This is a genomic window from Streptomyces sp. NPDC051218, assembly GCF_044455475.1.
In the GTDB taxonomy this organism is placed as follows: Bacteria; Actinomycetota; Actinomycetes; order Streptomycetales; family Streptomycetaceae; genus Streptomyces.
Map to the genome: position 1 here is coordinate 273839 of NZ_JBITEU010000009.1, position 15584 is coordinate 289422.

Here is a 15584-nt window from a genome sequence, read left to right on the forward strand (position 1 = left end):
GGACTGCGCAGTTCCCCGCGCCCCTAAAGACCGCGCAGTTCCCCGCGCCCCTCAAAAGCCCTACCTCGCCTGCGGCGTCAGTCTCTCCGGGCCGCTCGACAAGTCCTCGCGCAGCTTCTTGTGGAGGATCTGGTCCGCGTACGTCAGAGGGCCGGGGCCCATCCGGGGCGGTACTCCGCTGATGTCCTTGCCCGGAGTCTGGGGCGGCTCGTAGTGCGAAGGCGCCGACCTCAGGGTGAGGGCCGTCGCGCCGACGATCAGAGCGGTGAAGGCGATCGCCGCGCGGGTCCAGAACCGGGCGCGGTGCTCGCTCCCGGTGCGGACCCGGCCCGCGTTCGGGGGCGCAAGCTTCTCCGCGTTGCACAGTTTGCCGAGGCGCTGGTGCAGGGCGTCGGGCGTCGCGGCGAGTTCGGGGAGCTTCTCGGTGATCGTCTCGCGCGCGTTCAGGAGGCGGTTGGCCGCCGCGGGCGTGCTCGCCTCCGTCTCGGCCGCGGTCTCGGGCAGGTCGAGCCCGACGCCGTCGTAGAGCAGGAGGGTGCGGCGCTGCGCGGGCGGCAGGCTCATCAGCACCTTGAGAAAGGCGCGATCGGCCGCCTCGGCGGGCGGGGCGTCCGGTTGCCGGTGGGTGGGGCGCAGGCGGTGCCAGGGGGACATCGCGTACTCGTACGCCGCCGCGCGGACCCAGCCCGCCGGGTCGCGGTCGACGGCGACCTCGGGCCAGCGCTGCCAGGCCAGCTGGAAGGCGCGCTCCACGGATTCCTGGGCGAGGGTGCGGCGGCCGGTGAGGAGGTAGGTCTGGCGTACGAGGCCGGGGGCGCAGGTCGCGCAGAGCGTGTCGAACGCTTCGGCGGGGGTCGCCACGGCGGCGGGTCTTGAGGGCTGGGGCCGCGGATCGGACTTCGCCGTGGGCACTGGAGCGGACCCCCGCTCCGGCTTGGGCCGCGCGACCGGCTCCGGCAGGGTGTGGCCGTTCATCGCCGCGCCGACAGGGATGCGCTCTGGGGCCTTGCCGCCCTTCGTGTCGACGGCCGAATCCGGGTCCTTGGCCCAGCTGGGACGCTGCCGGGAGCTCTGCGCGGAGGGCCGTGCGGAGCCCGCCGGGCTGGGCTTGCCCGTGACGGCCTGCTCGTCGGCGATCTCGGCGAGCAGCTTCGTATAGACGTCTCGCTTACGGCCGCGTGGCGTCGATCGGCCCGCTTCCCAGGAGCGGACCGTTTCGCGGGTGACGCCGACCTTCGCGGCGATCTCGGCCTGGCTCAGGCGCTTCGCCTCGCGCAGACGCCGGCGTTCCTTCGGGGACGGCAACGGTGTGGCAGGGCTCTGGGTCATGTCGGACTCTCCGCGCCGTGGGCCGTGGGCCTCCGTGCGGCGGGCAGCAGGGCGCGGCCGGTCCGCCGTACGAAAAAGTACATAAACGTATATTGAGCGACACATCCGATATTCGCCTGTTACGGGGAGAAAGCGCGTGTCGTTGGCAGCATGACCGGTGTGACTCAAATCACCGACCGCAGCTCACCGTTGCCGCCCCTCAAGCAGCTGATCGAAAGGGTCCGCGATCGCTCACCCGGACTGGGGACATGCCTGTTCGGAGGGGCCGTCGCGGCCGGGCTCGGCCTGGGCGCGTGTGCCGTCCTGGTGATGGTCCTCTGGATCAGTTCCCCCTACCCGGACAGCGGTCCCGACGGGGCGCTGCATGTCGCCGCCGCGGTCTGGCTGCTCGCCCACGGCACGGAGCTCATCAGGACGGACACGCTCTCCGGCGCCCCGGCGCCGGTCGGTCTCACGCCGCTGCTCCTCATGGCGCTGCCGGGCTGGCTCGCGCACCGGGCGGCGCGGGACGCGGCGGATCCGGAGGGGCACGGGATGGCCCCGCGGACCGCGTGGTGCGGGGTGGTCGGCGGCTATCTGCTGGTCGGCGCCGCCGCGACGCTCTACGCGGCCGGGGGCGCCCTGCGGCCGTCGTGGCCGAGCGCGGTCCTGCACCTTCCGGTGCTCGTGGCGGGCGCCGCGGCGGTGGGGGTGTGGACGGCGCTGGGGCGGCCCCGGAAGCCGCTGCCCGGCGTGGTGCGGGGCGGTCTGCACGCGCTGCCCACGGGGGTACGTCGTTTCCTCGTACGCCGACACGTCCGCGCCGTCACGCGGGCGGGAGCGGCCGGGGCGGTGGTGCTCGTCGGCGGGGGAGCGCTTCTGGTCGCGGCGTCCCTCGCGCTGCACGGTGGCCTGGCGAGGGCGTCGTTCGCGCAGGTCACGGACGTGTGGTCGGGGCGCATCGCGGTGCTGTTGCTCGCCATGGCGCTGGTGCCGAACGCGGCGGTGTGGGGCGCGGCGTACGGCCTCGGCCCCGGCTTCGCGCTCGGCACGGGGGGTGTGGCGGGGCCGCTGGGGGTGAGCGCGGGGCCGATGCTGCCGGCGTTCCCGTTGCTCGCGGCGGTGCCGGCACAGGGTGCAGGAACGCCGTTGACGTGGGCGGTGGGTGCGGTGCCGTTGGCGGCGGGGGTCGCGGTCGGGTGGTTCACGGCGGGGGTGGCTGTGCCGGTACGCGGGGAGCGGGACGGGGCGTGGTCGGCGGGACGGACGGCACTGGTCGCCGTGGCGGCGGCGGCGCTGTGCGGGGTGGCGCTGGGGGCGCTCGCGGAGCTGGCGGGAGGCCCGATGGGGGTGGCCGCCCTGGCCGACTTCGGGCCGGTGTGGTGGCAGGCGGGGGCGGCGGCGCTGGGGTGGACGGCGGTGGTGGGGGTGCCGGTCGCTGTGACGGCGCGGGTCTGGCGCTTGCGGGCACGGAAGGCTCCGCCGCGGGAGGCTTCGCCTAAGGGGGCGGCGTCGCAGGGGGCCGTGCCGCCGGGGGCTGCGCCGCAGGGGGCCGCGCCGCGCGGGGCCGCATCGCGCTGGGCGGTGCCGCGCTGGGCGGTGCCGCGGTGGGCCGTGCCGCGGTGGGCCGTGCCGCGGTGGGCGGTGCCGCGCTGGACGTGGCCGCGGTTGCCGAAGCCTCGCCTCCCTCAGCTGCAGCTGCGGGCGCCTCGTCTGCGGCTCCCTCGGATTCCGCGCCGCCGCCAGAAGCCGGAGCCGGCGGCTGCGGGGCCGGTGCCGGAGCCTTTCGAGCCGTACGACTTCCTGCCGCAGGGGCCTGCGGCCGACGTGACGGACTGGCACAGCGACGCGTCCCGCGAGGCTCGCTGGGCGGCCCTCCGAAAGGCAACCACGGAGGAAAGGCCGCCGGGGGCGTAGGGGGCGGGGTGCTGCGCGCTACCCGCGGTCCAGCGGAACCCCTGCGGGGTGGGCAATCCCGGGCCACAGGGGCGCCCAGCAGCTCCGGGCCCCGCCAAAGCCCGTCGCTCCGCGACGGATCTTCCCCACCCACCCACCCGTTACCCCGCAGCGGAATCGGGGTGGTTGGCCGTCTCCGTTGCGTAACGGTGGAGGGTAAGCCGCCGCTTCGCGGCGAATGCTCCCACCCACCCACCCGATTGCCCCGCGGCGTCGACCGGGGCGACGGGGTGGCTGCGCCGCCGTAGCCCCCCGCGGCGGTCTTGAGGGGCGGGGGAGTCGACACCGCGGGGCATTCGGGTGGGTGAGCGGGGAGTATCCGCCGCGAAGCGGCGGCCTACGGCCCCGGCCCCCGGCCCCCTCGGCCGAGGGGAGAGCAGTCGTGCCAGCCCCGGCCGCGTGATCCCCCAGTCCACCCGCGGCCAGGTGAGCCCATGAAGGCCCAGCCAAGGTCACATCAGGCCCTCAGCCCAGCCCACCCCGCCAGGCGCCCCCCGTGGGGCAGGGTCCTCGCCCACCCCAAGGCCCCCGGCCAGAATCAGTCGCGCTCCCCCAGCAGAGGGCGCAACTGCTTGGGCAGGAGGTCGTTGCACTCCTGCTTCGACTGGCTCGTGAGCGCATCGCTCACGCACGTGTAGTAGTCGCGGTACACCAGCTGCGCCGCAAACGTCGCCGCCACCATCGCCAGCGCCAGCGACGCCGTCACCAGACCGCTGATCGCCGCCGTCCGCTGCGGCTTCATGACGGCGGAGTCGGCCGCCGGCTGCTTGGCGGTCAGAGCCGACGGAGCCGGCGGAGCCGTCGGGTCCGGCGCCTTCGGCTTCGACCGCAGCGCGCTGATGCCCCAGTTCAGCGCGAGCGCGCCCAGGAGCAGAGCCACGTACCGCCAGCCGAAGAGTGCGAAGAAGAAGGCCCACATGCCGGACAGCAGGGCGTACCGAGCGCGGCGCTGGGCCGGGTCGGTGGGGTCCCAGCGCATGCCGGAGCCGGGGCCGGAGGAGCCGTCGGGCCCCTGGCCCCCGCCCTCCTTGCCGGGGCGCTCGCCGAAGCCGCCGCCCTGGGAGCGGCCGGGCTGCCGGTCGCTCCACTGGCTGCCCCAGGGGGAATGCCCCTGGCCGTCGGAGTCAGGGCTTTCGCCGCCGTTCCCGGGGCGGGGCCGCCACGGCTGGTCCGGCGTCCCCTCCGGCGGCGGCGCGAAGGGATTGTCGTCCTTCGAGGACCCGGAGCTGCCCGAGGAATCAGAGCCCCCGGAGCCCCCGGAGCCCTGGGAGTCCTGCGGCGGGGACGACGGGCGGCCGTCGCGCAGCAGCGTCGAGCCGCGCTCCCCTGCGTGCGTCGATGCGAACGCCGAGGACAGCGGGAGGCGGAGGCTACGGTCCGGCATCAGGTGTGCGTCTTCCCCTTGGTCGAGCGAGCTACTGGCACGAGATGGAACGAGATGGAGCGAGCTACTGCAACGAGATGGAACGAGATGGAACGAGATGGAACGAGATGGAACGAGGTGGAGCGAGCTACTGCAAGCGAGATGGAGCCGCTTCTGGACGGTGTGACGTCATGTGACGTCTTGGTGCAGACGCTACCTTCCGGCCGCGCCCCCGTCCCGTGAGGGGCCGCACCGTGTGCCGGTATCGTTGCTGACGGTCGGCCGCTTCGTAGAGTTCCCCGTATCGCGGGGCGTGAAGCTTTTGTACGACCCTACAAAGACGCACCTCCCGAGAAAGGGCCCCGCTGTGGCCAAGAGCCCTGTGGCCAAGCGCCTGGTCGTGCTGGTCTCCGGATCAGGCACGAATCTGCAGGCTCTGCTCGACAAGATCGCGACGGACGGGACGGCGGGCTACGGCGCCGAGATCGTCGCCGTCGGCGCCGACCGCGACGGCATCGCGGGGCTCGAACGCGCCGAGCAGGCCGGGATTCCCACCTTCGTCTGCCGGGTGAAGGACCACGCGACCCGCGACGAGTGGGACGCGGCCCTCGCCGACGCGACCGCCTCGTACAGCCCCGATCTGGTCGTCTCGGCCGGGTTCATGAAGATCGTGGGGAAGCGATTCCTCGCACGGTTCGGCGGGCGGTTCGTCAATACGCACCCCGCCCTGCTGCCCAGTTTCCCGGGGGCCCACGGTGTGCGCGACGCGCTCGCGTACGGCGCGAAGGTCACGGGATGCACCGTCCACTTCGTCGACGACGGCGTCGACACCGGCCCGATCATCGCCCAGGGCGTGGTCCCGGTCGGGGATGAGGACGACGAGAGCGCTCTGCACGAGCGCATCAAGGAAGTCGAGCGAAGGCTGCTCGTCGATGTCGTGGGGCGTCTGGCCCGTAACGGCTACCGCATTGAGGGACGAAAGGTACTTATCCCGTGACCGCCGAAGGTACGCACGGTTCGCAGCGCCCCATCAAGCGCGCGCTCATCAGCGTCTATGACAAGACCGGGCTCGAGGAGCTCGCGCGCGGGCTGCACGAGGCCGGCGTCGAGCTCGTCTCGACCGGTTCGACCGCCGCGAAGATCGCCGCCACCGGGGTGCCCGTCACCAAGGTCGAGGAGCTCACCGGCTTCCCCGAGTGCCTGGACGGCCGGGTCAAGACGCTGCACCCGCGCGTGCACGCCGGGATTCTCGCCGACCTGCGCCTGGAGGACCACCAGCGGCAGCTCGCCGACCTCGGCATCGAGCCCTTCCAGTTGGTCGTCGTGAACCTCTACCCCTTCAAGGCGACCGTCGCCTCCGGCGCGACGCCCGACGAGTGCGTCGAGCAGATCGACATCGGCGGCCCCTCGATGGTCCGCGCCGCCGCCAAGAACCACCCCTCGGTGTCGGTCATCACGAGCCCCGGCCGGTACGCCGACGTGCTCGCGGCCGTCCGTGACGGCGGTTTCGACCTGACCGCGCGCAAGCGCCTCGCTGCTGAAGCGTTCCGCCACACCGCCGAGTACGACCTCGCGGTCGCCTCCTGGTTCGCGGACGACTACGCCTCGGACGGCACGGACTTCCCCGAGTTCCTCGGCAGCGCGTACGCCCGCAAGAACGTCCTGCGTTACGGCGAGAACCCGCACCAGGGCGCCGCCCTCTATGTCGACGGCAACGGCGGCCTCGCCGAGGCCGAGCAGCTGCACGGCAAGGAGATGTCGTACAACAACTACACGGACACGGACGCCGCGCGCCGTGCCGCGTACGACCACGACGACCCCTGCGTCGCGATCATCAAGCACGCCAACCCCTGTGGCATCGCGATCGGTTCGAACGTCGCCGAGGCGCACCGCAAGGCGCACGCCTGTGACCCGCTCTCCGCGTTCGGCGGCGTGATCGCCGTCAACCGCCCGGTCTCCAAGGAGATGGCGGAGCAGGTCGCCGACATCTTCACCGAGGTCATCGTCGCGCCGGAGTACGAGGACGGCGCCCTCGAAGTCCTCACCAAGAAGAAGAACATCCGCGTCCTGCGCGCCCACCAGGCCCCGGCCAACACGGTGGAGGTCAAGCAGATCGACGGCGGCGCGCTCCTCCAGATCACCGACCGCCTCCAGGCCGACGGCGACAACCCCGCCAACTGGACGCTCGCCACGGGCGACGCCCTGAACGCGGGCGAGCTCGCCGAACTGGCCTTCGCCTGGAAGGCGTCGCGCGCGGTGAAGTCCAATGCGATCCTGCTCGCCAAGGACGGTGCCTCGGTCGGCGTCGGCATGGGCCAGGTCAACCGCGTCGACTCCGCGAAGCTCGCCGTCGAGCGGGCGGGCGAGGAGCGCGCACACGGCGCGTACGCCGCTTCGGACGCGTTCTTCCCGTTCCCCGACGGCCTGGAGATCCTGACCGCCGCGGGCGTCAAGGCCGTGGTGCAGCCGGGCGGTTCGGTCCGTGACGAGCTGGTCGTCGAGGCCGCGAAGAAGGCGGGCGTGACGATGTACTTCACCGGCACGCGGCACTTCTTCCACTGACCTCGCCACGCACGGCTCACCGCTCACCGCTCACCACAACGGGCCGTGCCCCCCTCAAGAGGGGGGCACGGCCCGTTGGTTGACTGCCCGCCTCAGTAGCGGGGGCGGTTGAACCAGGCGGTGCCGCTGGGCACGACCGGGGCGACCGTGATGATGACTGCGAAAGCGACCCAGATCAGCGGGAAGATGATGGCGCTTGCGAGGCCCGTGTCCATACCGACGAAGAGGTAGATGAGACCGACGACGCCGCCGAGCGCCCCATAGACCACCGTGGTGATGCGGACGCCTTGGGCACCGCGGCTGAACTTCACCCCGAGCGTGATCGACAGGGCAGCCAGTGCCGCGAAAACGAGCGCGAGGATTACGAGCACGCCGGTGGCCATGTCACCGAAGTCACTGGTGTCATTGAGGCCGATGTCGTCGGCGCTGTTCGACACGTCGCTGGCGATGGCGGCGAAGTAGAGGAAGCCGATCGCGCCGAGAATCTGCGTAGCCGAGATCAAGAACAGGAAGACCCGGGCGGTGACCAGGAGCCCCGGCATCGACTGCGGCAGCATGTTGTTGCCGCCCGGGTAGCCGGGGTACGCCGGCTGCTGCGGGTAGCCGTAGCCCTGCTGCGGCGGGACGCCGGGAGGGGCCTGGGGGTAGCCGTATCCGGGAGCGGCCGAGGGCTGCTGGGGCGGCTGCCCGTAGGGGTTGTTCGGGTCGCCGTAACTCATGGCGGTCTTCCTCCGTCGGGTAATGCGGGGACGACGCGGCACATCACGGAGGAAAGTTCTACAGATGCGGTCCGTCCCCCCGACACTGCCCGCGGCACTGTGTCGCATATCGTTCTTTAGGCCAGGCTTATTTGTCCAGCCGCATTCGGTATGTGTTGTGCAAGTGCAACAGAGCTGGTCAGGTCTCGGCACACAGCTGGGACACAGCCGGCCCGCAGGGCCGACCTGATTGGTACCGGGCGGGTCCCATCCGGGAAGATGGAGTCATGACCGCCCAGATTCTCGATGGCAAGGCCACCGCAGCCGCGATCAAGTCCGAACTGACCGCCCGCGTGGCGGCCCTGAAGGAGAGGGGCTACACGCCCGGTCTCGGGACTGTCCTGGTCGGTGACGACCCGGGCAGCCAGAAGTACGTCGCCGGGAAGCACCGCGACTGCGCGCAGGTCGGTATCGCCTCCATCCAGCGCGAGCTGCCCGCCACCGCGACACAGGAGGAGATCGAGGCCGTCGTCCGCGAGCTCAACGACGACCCGGCCTGCACCGGTTACATCGTGCAGCTCCCGCTGCCCAAGGGCATCGACGAGAACCGCGTCCTCGAACTGATGGACCCGGACAAGGACGCCGACGGCCTGCACCCGATGAACCTCGGCCGCCTCGTCCTGAACGAGCCCGCGCCGCTGCCCTGTACGCCCTACGGCATCATCCAGCTGCTCCGTCAGTACGGCGTGGAGATCAACGGCGCCGAGGTCGTGGTCGTCGGCCGCGGCGTCACCATCGGCCGCTCCATGCCGCTGCTGCTCACCCGCCGCTCGGAGAACGCGACGGTGACGCAGTGCCACACCGGCACGCGCGACCTGTCCTTCCACCTGAAGAAGGCCGACATCATCGTGGCCGCGGCGGGCGTGCCGCACCTGATCAAGCCCGAGGACGTGCAGCAGGGCGCCGCGGTCCTGGACGTCGGCGTCTCGCGCGACGAGACCGGCAAGATCGTCGGGGACGTGCACCCGGGCGTCCGCGAGGTCGCCGGGTGGATCTCGCCGAACCCCGGTGGTGTCGGCCCGATGACGCGCGCCCAGCTGCTCGTCAACGTGGTCGAGGCGGCCGAGCGCGCCGCGTCCGCCGCCGCGAGCTGAACCGGGAAAGGGTGAGCCCATGAGCGCCGAACCTGATCGAGGGGCATCGCCGGCGGACGTCACGGATGCGGACGTGGCGCAGGGAACGGACGTGGCGGACGTCACGGAGTCCGAGGCCGTCGAGGACACCGAGGCCAAGGGTGCCGTCAGCGCCCCCGGCCCCGACGGGCCGAGGAAGACCACGCGGCGCTTTCCGCTGCTGACCCGGGACACCGCGCGCCCCGAGGGCGGCGGCCGGGCGGCGGCGGGCGACGCCCCCGCGCCCGCCCGGCAGTGGCCGCTGCTCACCGTGCTCTCCACGGTGGGCCTCGGGCTGCTCCTGACGGCCTTCGACGTGTTCCGCGTCGGCACGATACTGATCGGCCTCGCGCTGATCGCGGGCGCCGTCATGCGGTGGGCGCTGCCCGGCGTCGGCATGCTGGCCGTCCGCTCGCGCTTCACGGACATGGTCACGTACGGGGTGCTCGGCGTCGTCATCGTGCTGCTCGCGATGATGGCGCAGCCCGAGCCATGGCTGCAGATCCCGTTCCTGGGCGACACGCTGCACCGGACGATCACCACCTAGCGGTGGGTAGCACACGGCCGTGACGGTGGCCCGTCCTCCCCCCGGGGGACGGGCCACCGCCGCGTCGGGGCGAGGATCAGCCGCAGGCCGATGCGGACGTGTAGGACGCCGCCTTGAACCCGACGCGGGTGCTCACCTGGATGTAGTGGGCGCCGCCGCCCTTGGTGCGCTTGATCCAGAAGTCGTGCTTGGTGCCGTCGTACTTGTGGATCTCGAAGTTGCCCTCGTAGTGGCTGAAGCTGAGCTTGCTGTCGTTCTTGCCGAACGTGTTCTTCCCGACGATGCCGTCGGCGGGAAGGCTGCGGGCGCGCTGCCAGTTCTGGGTCGCCGTCTTCGTGCCGGCGCCGAACCAGCAGTCCACGTCGGAGTACGCGAGGTTGCCGTCCGCCCACAGGACCGCCTGCCACAGGGCGGTGGCGTTGCTGTGCGCGTGCGACGCGGTGCTCAGCAGGCCCTCGTCGCCCCAGTCGTCGTTGATGGACCCCTGGCCCGAGACGTAGCCGGAGCCGGCGTCGGCCGACGCCGGAGTCGTGCCGAGGGCGATGCCTCCGCCGAGGGCGGCGATGACGGCCGCCGTGGCGGCCTTCTTACGCAGTGACATGGGCTTACGCAGTGACATGGGCTTACGCAGTGACATGGGCTTACGCAGTGACATGGGCTTACGCAGTGACATGGGCTTACGCAGTGACATGGGTTCATTCCCTTCCCGGGGCGCGGCCCGGGTCCCCCCGTTGGGTCCCCCGTCGAGCCGCCCACCGAACTGCCGGGCGCCGATGGTCGGTCGGCGTCCGTGGTGCTGGTCCAGAAGCTACGGGCGGCCCGGCCGGGCGTCGTCCCGCACTCGGTTGATTCGCCGGTGCACCGTGCGCGGTAGCCGCTCGGTTCCTGCAACTTCCGCTGTACCGCAGTGGTTTGACGTTCCGGTGCGCGCACCGGGGCTACGCTGCGGCGATGCGGATCCGCCCCCTCGTCGCCGACACGTCGGTCGCGGTCGCCCTGACCACGGTCGCCGTGCTCCTCGGGCAGGAGTCGGCGCGGCAGGGGTGGCCCGAACTCGACGCGTGGGGCTACCTGTTGGTGGCCTTGGTCAACGTGCCGATCGCCGCCAGGAGCAGAGCGCCGCTCACCGTCCTCCTCACCGTGCACCTGGCATGGATCGCGTACGTCACCGCCGGCTACTGGCCCGTGGTGAACACCTTCGGCCCCATGCTCGCCGTCTACACCGTCGCCGCCCTGAGGCCTGCGCGCACCTCCCTGTTCTGCGCGGCCCTGATGAGCGCCGTGTGGATCTACGCGGGCCTGGTGAGCGAGGGGTCGGCCATGGCGTCCGTGATCGGTCAGGCCATCGGCTTCCCCCTGGTGATCTGGCGGTTCGGACACGTCGCGCGCCGCTCGGCGGAGCTGGCCCGGCAGCTCAAGCGTGAGCAGGACGAACGGGCGCGGCGCGAGGTCGCCGAGGAACGTGGGCGCATAGCACGGGAGTTGCACGATGTCGTCGCCCACCACATGTCGGTGATATCCGTGCAGGCGGGCCTCGCGAAGTTCGTCTTCACCTCGGATCCGGCCACCGCCCACGCCGCGCTCTCCACCATCTCCGGCACCAGCGGCGAGGCGCTGGAGGAGCTGCGCCGCATGCTGCGGGTGCTCCGGGCGCGCGAGGACGGCGACGGGGCGCCCGACGCGCCGATGCCGGGGCTCGCGCGGCTCGGTGAGATGGTCGAGCGGGTGCGGGCCGGGGGAGTCGACGTGGAACTGCGCGTCGAGGGGGCACCGCGCCAGCTCGCCCCCGGGATCGAACTCTGTGCGTACCGCGTGGTCCAGGAGGCCCTGACCAACGTGCTGAAGCACGCGCCGGGAGCCGGCGCGACGGTCGAACTGCGGTACCAGCCGCACCACGTGACGGTTTCGGTCACCAATGACGGGGCGGGGGTGATTCCGGACAGAGTGGGCACGGGGAGCGGCCATGGGTTGATTGGGATGCGGGAGCGGGCCAAGCTCTACGGCGGGACGATCGGCATCGGCCCGCTGAGCGATGGAGGGTTCGCCGTGCGGCTGACCCTGCCGACCTCCGCGCGGGCCGCATCGCAGGGGGACGACGCGACTTAAATGACCAGGGTGCTCGTGGTCGACGACCAGTTCCTCATCCGGGCCGGTCTGGCGGGGCTGCTGCGCGCCGCGCCCGGTATCGAGGTCGTCGGTGAGGCGAGTGACGGGGCGGAGGCCGTCGAGCTCGCCGCGACGACCCGGCCCGACGTGGTCCTGATGGACATCCGCATGCCCGGCATGAGCGGCATCGTGGCCACCGAGAAGATCCTCGCCGAGGCACCCGAACCGCCGCCGCGCGTCCTGGTGTTGACCACGTTCGACCTCGACGAGTACGTGTACGGGGCGCTGCGGGCCGGAGCTTCGGGCTTCCTGCTCAAGGACTCCGGGCCCGAGCGCCTGCTCGCTGCGGTGGCCGCCGTCGGTGGCGGCGACGCGCTCTTCGCGCCCAGCGTCACCTGCCGCCTGGTCGAGGCCTTCGCCCGGCAGGCCGGAGCCGGAGCCGGGGCCGGGGCCGCCGGGGCGGGAGCCGGAGCCGGTGACTGCGCGGAGCAGCCGCCCGATCTGCGGGCGCTGACCCTGCGCGAGGTCGAGGTCCTGAAGCTGATCGCTACGGGTCTTTCCAACGCGGACATCGCCGACCGCCTCTACATCAGCGAGGCCACCGTCAAGACCCACCTCAACCGGACCATGTCCAAACTCGACCTGGACAGCAGGGCGCAGGCGGTGGTGGTGGCGTACGAGACGGGTCTCGTCACGCCGGGAAGCGGCGGGCGCTGACGGCGGAGGTTAGCGCCGAAAACGAAGACGGCGCCCGTCCTCTCCCCCGTGGGAGGACGAGCGCCGCCGGTCTGTGGGGGCCGTTCCAACGGGAACTAGCGTCATGCCCCCGCCAATTCCGTACAAGGGATGCCTTGCCCCTGTGGCACGGAGGTGACCATTCCGCAACGGTGTTTCCAGCCCGCAACAGGACGCCGCGAACCGCAACCCGGGGTTCCGCATCGTGGAGGGGGACAGCGATGGGACACTGGACGCCGGACCGCACGGAGTGCGACGGTGCACGCCGTGGGCCCGAATGCTCCCGTGCGCCCCCGGACCGGGAACTGACATCCTGACTTTTGGCATCCCTCTGGGTAGCCCATGACAGGAGCAGCGGGGGGCTGCCTCATGGGCAGAGCGGGGGGAACCACGCGCGGGGGGCACGTTGGCACGTACGGGGGGAATGAGGGGGAGTAATGCCTCGTTGGAAGGCACTACCGGATGAGCTGGATCCGCAGGTCAGGGAGTTCGCCAGTCAGCTGCGCAGGCTCGTCGACCGCAGTGGTCTGAGCATCGCCGCGGTGTCGGACCGCACCGGGTACAGCAAGACGTCGTGGGAGCGCTATCTGAACGGGCGCCTGCTCGCTCCGAAGGGTGCGATCGTCGCGCTTGCCGAGGTGACGGGCACCAACCCGGTTCACCTCATCACCATGTGGGAACTCGCCGAGCGCGCGTGGAGCCGCTCCGAGATGCGGCACGACATGACCATGCAGGCGATCCGGATCTCCCAGGCGCGGGCCGCGCTCGGCGAACTGGGGACGACTCCGCCCAAGGGCAAGGCCAAGGGCCCCGGGAGCGGCGGCACGGCGCACAACGGCGCCGCGGGCCCCCTGGCCGGTCCTGGTGTCGGTGGAGGTGCCGGTGCGGGGGTCGATTCCGCGGACCGCCCGGACCGCCCGGACCGCCAGGACCATCCGGACCGCCCCGACCGAGGCGACCGTTCCAGCAGCCCCGGCGGGAGCGTCACCGGAGTCGCGGGCCCCGCGGGTGTCTCGCCCACGATGCCGCCACCGGCACCGTCGTACGGCCCCAGTGGCTCCGGTGGCTCCGGTGGCCCTGGCAGCCCCGGCGGCCCCGGCGGTGACTCGCCCGACCGGCAGCGGCGGCGCAGGAAGCTGACGATGTTCCTGGCGGGCGTCGTCGGCGCGCTGGTCGTCATAGCCGCGGCCGTCTTCCTGACCGACTTCGGCAAGGACGACAAGAGCAACGAAGGCGCCAAGCCTCCGGCATCGCCCAGCACGAGCGACAAGGACCTGCCCGCCGGCGTCGAGTGCAGTGGCAAGAGCTGCACCGGCAAGGACCCGGAGACCATGGGCTGCGGCGGCGAGTTGGCCGCCACGACGACGCGCGCGACGGTGGGCGAGGCCCTGATCGAGGTCCGCTACAGCAAGACGTGCGGGGCGGCATGGGCGCGTATCACCCAGGCGGCGCCGGGCGACAAGGTCACGATCTCGGGGGACGGCGCCAAGCAGAACGGCACCGTCAACGCGGACTTCGACGCCTACACGCCGATGGTGGCCGTCAAGGACGGTGCGTCGGCGGAGGCCTGCGCGACCCTCAAGGCGGGCCAGACCGGCTGCACGAAGTAGGAACCGGACGGCTGCACGAAGCAAGAACAAAGGAGAGCACCCGGCCGGGGGGTGGCCGGGTGCAAGGGGGGAACCGACGGGAGTGGGCGGCCACCACCTCAGGGGGGGGGGGGGGAGCGTGGCGGCCGCCTGGGGGTGTGACCACTCCCGTGGGGGTACAGGTGCGTGTGCCCTCACTCGCCCAAGACATGCCTGTCGATTTCGCGGAAATTTCGTGGACGCCGAACGGGGCCCGAGAATCGCGGCCGGGCGGCCCGCGTGGATCTCTGTGGGGTGGGCCACACCCTCCCGGGGTTCGGGGGTCGGCGGGGCGCGATAGCCTGAGCGGCGGATCTCTCTTGATGCCAAGAGATCGATCATCGAGGGCGTCGGTGGGGATCCAGCACAAGGGGACCCCGCACAAGGGGCTGGGACCCTCACCGCCAGCTGTCTTACGGAGATCGCCATGACCCGCACTCCCGTGAATGTCACCGTCACCGGCGCGGCCGGCCAGATCGGCTACGCGCTGCTCTTCCGCATCGCGTCCGGCCACCTGCTCGGCGCGGACGTGCCGGTCAATCTGCGACTGCTCGAGATCACGCCGGCCCTGAAGGCCGCCGAGGGCACCGCCATGGAGCTCGACGACTGCGCCTTCCCGCTGCTGAACTCGATCGAGATCAGCGACGACCCGAACGTCGCCTTCGACGGCACCAACGTCGCCCTCCTCGTCGGCGCCCGCCCGCGCACCAAGGGCATGGAGCGCGGTGACCTCCTGGAGGCCAACGGCGGCATCTTCAAGCCGCAGGGCAAGGCGATCAACGACAACGCCGCGGACGACATCAAGGTCCTCGTCGTGGGCAACCCGGCCAACACCAACGCGCTCATCGCGCAGGCCGCGGCCCCGGACGTACCGGCCGAGCGCTTCACCGCGATGACCCGCCTCGACCACAACCGCGCGCTGTCGCAGCTGGCGAAGAAGACCGGCTCGTCGGTCTCCGACATCAAGCGCCTGACCATCTGGGGCAACCACTCGGCCACCCAGTACCCCGACATCTTCCACGCGGAGATCGCCGGCAAGAACGCCGCGGACGTCGTGAGCGACCAGGCCTGGCTCGCCGACGAGTTCATCCCGACCGTCGCCAAGCGCGGCGCCGCGATCATCGAGGCCCGTGGCGCGTCCTCGGCCGCCTCCGCCGCCAACGCCGCCATCGACCACGTCCACACGTGGGTGAACGGCACGGGCGCCGGTGACTGGACCTCGATGGGTATCCCGTCGGACGGTTCGTACGGCGTTCCGGAGGGCCTCATCTCCTCCTTCCCCGTCACCACCAAGGACGGCAAGTACGAGATCGTCCAGGGCCTGGAGATCAACGAGTTCTCCCGCACGCGCATCGACGCGTCCGTGCAGGAGCTCACCGAGGAGCGCGAGGCGGTCCGCGGCCTCGGCCTCATCTAGTACGACACGTACGCCACCCCACGTCACCCCCGGCAGCCGCCCGACCGGCAGTCGGGGGTGACGTGCGTCCGGCCACGCCGCCAGATGAACGT

13 protein-coding genes are annotated in these 15584 nt (G+C 71.7%); 9 read left to right on the forward strand and 4 right to left on the reverse strand.

What is annotated here, in order from left to right; genetic code table 11:
• Positions 1–60: 60 nt before the first annotated feature.
• Positions 61–1329, reverse strand: a complete 1269-nt coding sequence (locus tag ACIBCK_RS27020) for a helix-turn-helix domain-containing protein (RefSeq protein ID WP_399394303.1) — start codon at positions 1327–1329, stop codon at positions 61–63.
• Positions 1330–1479: 150 nt separating this feature from the next.
• On the opposite strand from ACIBCK_RS27020, the gene ACIBCK_RS27025 reads away from it, so the two are divergent.
• Positions 1480–3225, forward strand: a complete 1746-nt coding sequence (locus tag ACIBCK_RS27025) for a DUF6350 family protein (RefSeq protein WP_399394305.1) — start codon at positions 1480–1482, stop codon at positions 3223–3225.
• A gap of 577 nt (positions 3226–3802) precedes the next feature.
• On the opposite strand, the gene ACIBCK_RS27030 is transcribed toward ACIBCK_RS27025, so the two are convergent.
• Positions 3803–4648 carry a hypothetical protein gene (locus ACIBCK_RS27030; RefSeq protein ID WP_399394307.1) on the reverse strand — a complete coding sequence of 282 codons (846 nt, stop codon included), beginning with the start codon at positions 4646–4648 and terminating at the stop codon, positions 3803–3805.
• Positions 4649–4994: 346 nt separating this feature from the next.
• Here ACIBCK_RS27030 and purN point away from each other — a divergent pair, with 346 nt between their 5' ends.
• Together purN and purH are read left to right on the forward strand one after the other, a co-directional pair.
• Complete coding sequence (gene purN, locus ACIBCK_RS27035) at positions 4995–5624, forward strand: phosphoribosylglycinamide formyltransferase (protein WP_399394309.1); 630 nt, start codon at positions 4995–4997, stop codon at positions 5622–5624.
• Positions 5621–7189 carry a bifunctional phosphoribosylaminoimidazolecarboxamide formyltransferase/IMP cyclohydrolase gene (gene purH / locus ACIBCK_RS27040; RefSeq protein ID WP_399394311.1) on the forward strand — a complete coding sequence of 523 codons (1569 nt, stop codon included), beginning with the start codon at positions 5621–5623 and terminating at the stop codon, positions 7187–7189. The genes purN and purH overlap by 4 nt, the downstream gene beginning before the upstream one ends.
• A 92-nt stretch (positions 7190–7281) precedes the next feature.
• Here purH and ACIBCK_RS27045 read toward each other — a convergent pair whose 3' ends face one another.
• The gene (locus tag ACIBCK_RS27045) at positions 7282–7908 is read right to left on the reverse strand and encodes a hypothetical protein (protein ID WP_399394312.1); all 627 of its coding nucleotides are present in this window, start codon (positions 7906–7908) and stop codon (positions 7282–7284) included.
• 266 nt (positions 7909–8174) lie between these two features.
• Between ACIBCK_RS27045 and ACIBCK_RS27050 the strand changes: the two genes are divergently transcribed.
• The gene (locus tag ACIBCK_RS27050) at positions 8175–9041 is read left to right on the forward strand and encodes a bifunctional methylenetetrahydrofolate dehydrogenase/methenyltetrahydrofolate cyclohydrolase (RefSeq protein ID WP_367044407.1); all 867 of its coding nucleotides are present in this window, start codon (positions 8175–8177) and stop codon (positions 9039–9041) included.
• A 19-nt stretch (positions 9042–9060) separates the two neighbouring features.
• Positions 9061–9606, forward strand: a complete 546-nt coding sequence (locus tag ACIBCK_RS27055; RefSeq protein WP_399394314.1) for a DUF3017 domain-containing protein — start codon at positions 9061–9063, stop codon at positions 9604–9606.
• Between the two features lie 76 nt (positions 9607–9682).
• Here the strand turns inward: ACIBCK_RS27055 and ACIBCK_RS27060 are convergent, their stop codons facing one another.
• The gene (locus ACIBCK_RS27060) at positions 9683–10297 is read right to left on the reverse strand and encodes a peptidoglycan-binding protein (RefSeq protein WP_399394315.1); all 615 of its coding nucleotides are present in this window, start codon (positions 10295–10297) and stop codon (positions 9683–9685) included.
• A gap of 260 nt (positions 10298–10557) precedes the next feature.
• On the opposite strand from ACIBCK_RS27060, the gene ACIBCK_RS27065 reads away from it, so the two are divergent.
• The 4 genes from ACIBCK_RS27065 (at position 10558) to ACIBCK_RS27080 (ending at position 15492) form a co-directional block, all read left to right on the forward strand.
• Complete coding sequence (locus tag ACIBCK_RS27065; protein WP_399394317.1) at positions 10558–11712, forward strand: sensor histidine kinase; 1155 nt, start codon at positions 10558–10560, stop codon at positions 11710–11712.
• Positions 11713–12429: a response regulator gene (locus tag ACIBCK_RS27070; RefSeq protein WP_399394319.1), complete on the forward strand. Its 717-nt coding sequence runs from the start codon at positions 11713–11715 to the stop codon at positions 12427–12429.
• 455 nt (positions 12430–12884) lie between these two features.
• Entirely contained in the window at positions 12885–14057 is a 1173-nt protein-coding gene (locus ACIBCK_RS27075) for an XRE family transcriptional regulator (RefSeq protein ID WP_399394321.1), read from the forward strand.
• Positions 14058–14502: 445 nt separating this feature from the next.
• On the forward strand, positions 14503–15492 hold the full coding sequence (locus ACIBCK_RS27080) for a malate dehydrogenase (protein ID WP_399394323.1): 990 nt from the start codon (positions 14503–14505) through the stop codon (positions 15490–15492).
• Positions 15493–15584: the final 92 nt, after the last annotated feature.

Excerpts from the sequence above, each read along its gene's own strand:
- ACIBCK_RS27070 (WP_399394319.1), top strand. The coding sequence starts at position 11,713 with ATGACCAGGGTGCTCGTGGTCGACGACCAGTTCCTCATCCGGGCCGGT.
- ACIBCK_RS27080 (WP_399394323.1), top strand. The coding sequence starts at position 14,503 with ATGACCCGCACTCCCGTGAATGTCACCGTCACCGGCGCGGCCGGCCAG.
- ACIBCK_RS27050 (WP_367044407.1), top strand. The coding sequence starts at position 8,175 with ATGACCGCCCAGATTCTCGATGGCAAGGCCACCGCAGCCGCGATCAAG.
- ACIBCK_RS27045 (WP_399394312.1), bottom strand. The coding sequence starts at position 7,908 with ATGAGTTACGGCGACCCGAACAACCCCTACGGGCAGCCGCCCCAGCAG.
- ACIBCK_RS27065 (WP_399394317.1), top strand. The coding sequence starts at position 10,558 with ATGCGGATCCGCCCCCTCGTCGCCGACACGTCGGTCGCGGTCGCCCTG.
- ACIBCK_RS27030 (WP_399394307.1), bottom strand. The coding sequence starts at position 4,648 with ATGCCGGACCGTAGCCTCCGCCTCCCGCTGTCCTCGGCGTTCGCATCG.
- ACIBCK_RS27060 (WP_399394315.1), bottom strand. The coding sequence starts at position 10,297 with ATGTCACTGCGTAAGCCCATGTCACTGCGTAAGCCCATGTCACTGCGT.
- ACIBCK_RS27055 (WP_399394314.1), top strand. The coding sequence starts at position 9,061 with ATGAGCGCCGAACCTGATCGAGGGGCATCGCCGGCGGACGTCACGGAT.
- ACIBCK_RS27025 (WP_399394305.1), top strand. The coding sequence starts at position 1,480 with ATGACCGGTGTGACTCAAATCACCGACCGCAGCTCACCGTTGCCGCCC.
- ACIBCK_RS27020 (WP_399394303.1), bottom strand. The coding sequence starts at position 1,329 with ATGACCCAGAGCCCTGCCACACCGTTGCCGTCCCCGAAGGAACGCCGG.
- ACIBCK_RS27075 (WP_399394321.1), top strand. The coding sequence starts at position 12,885 with ATGCCTCGTTGGAAGGCACTACCGGATGAGCTGGATCCGCAGGTCAGG.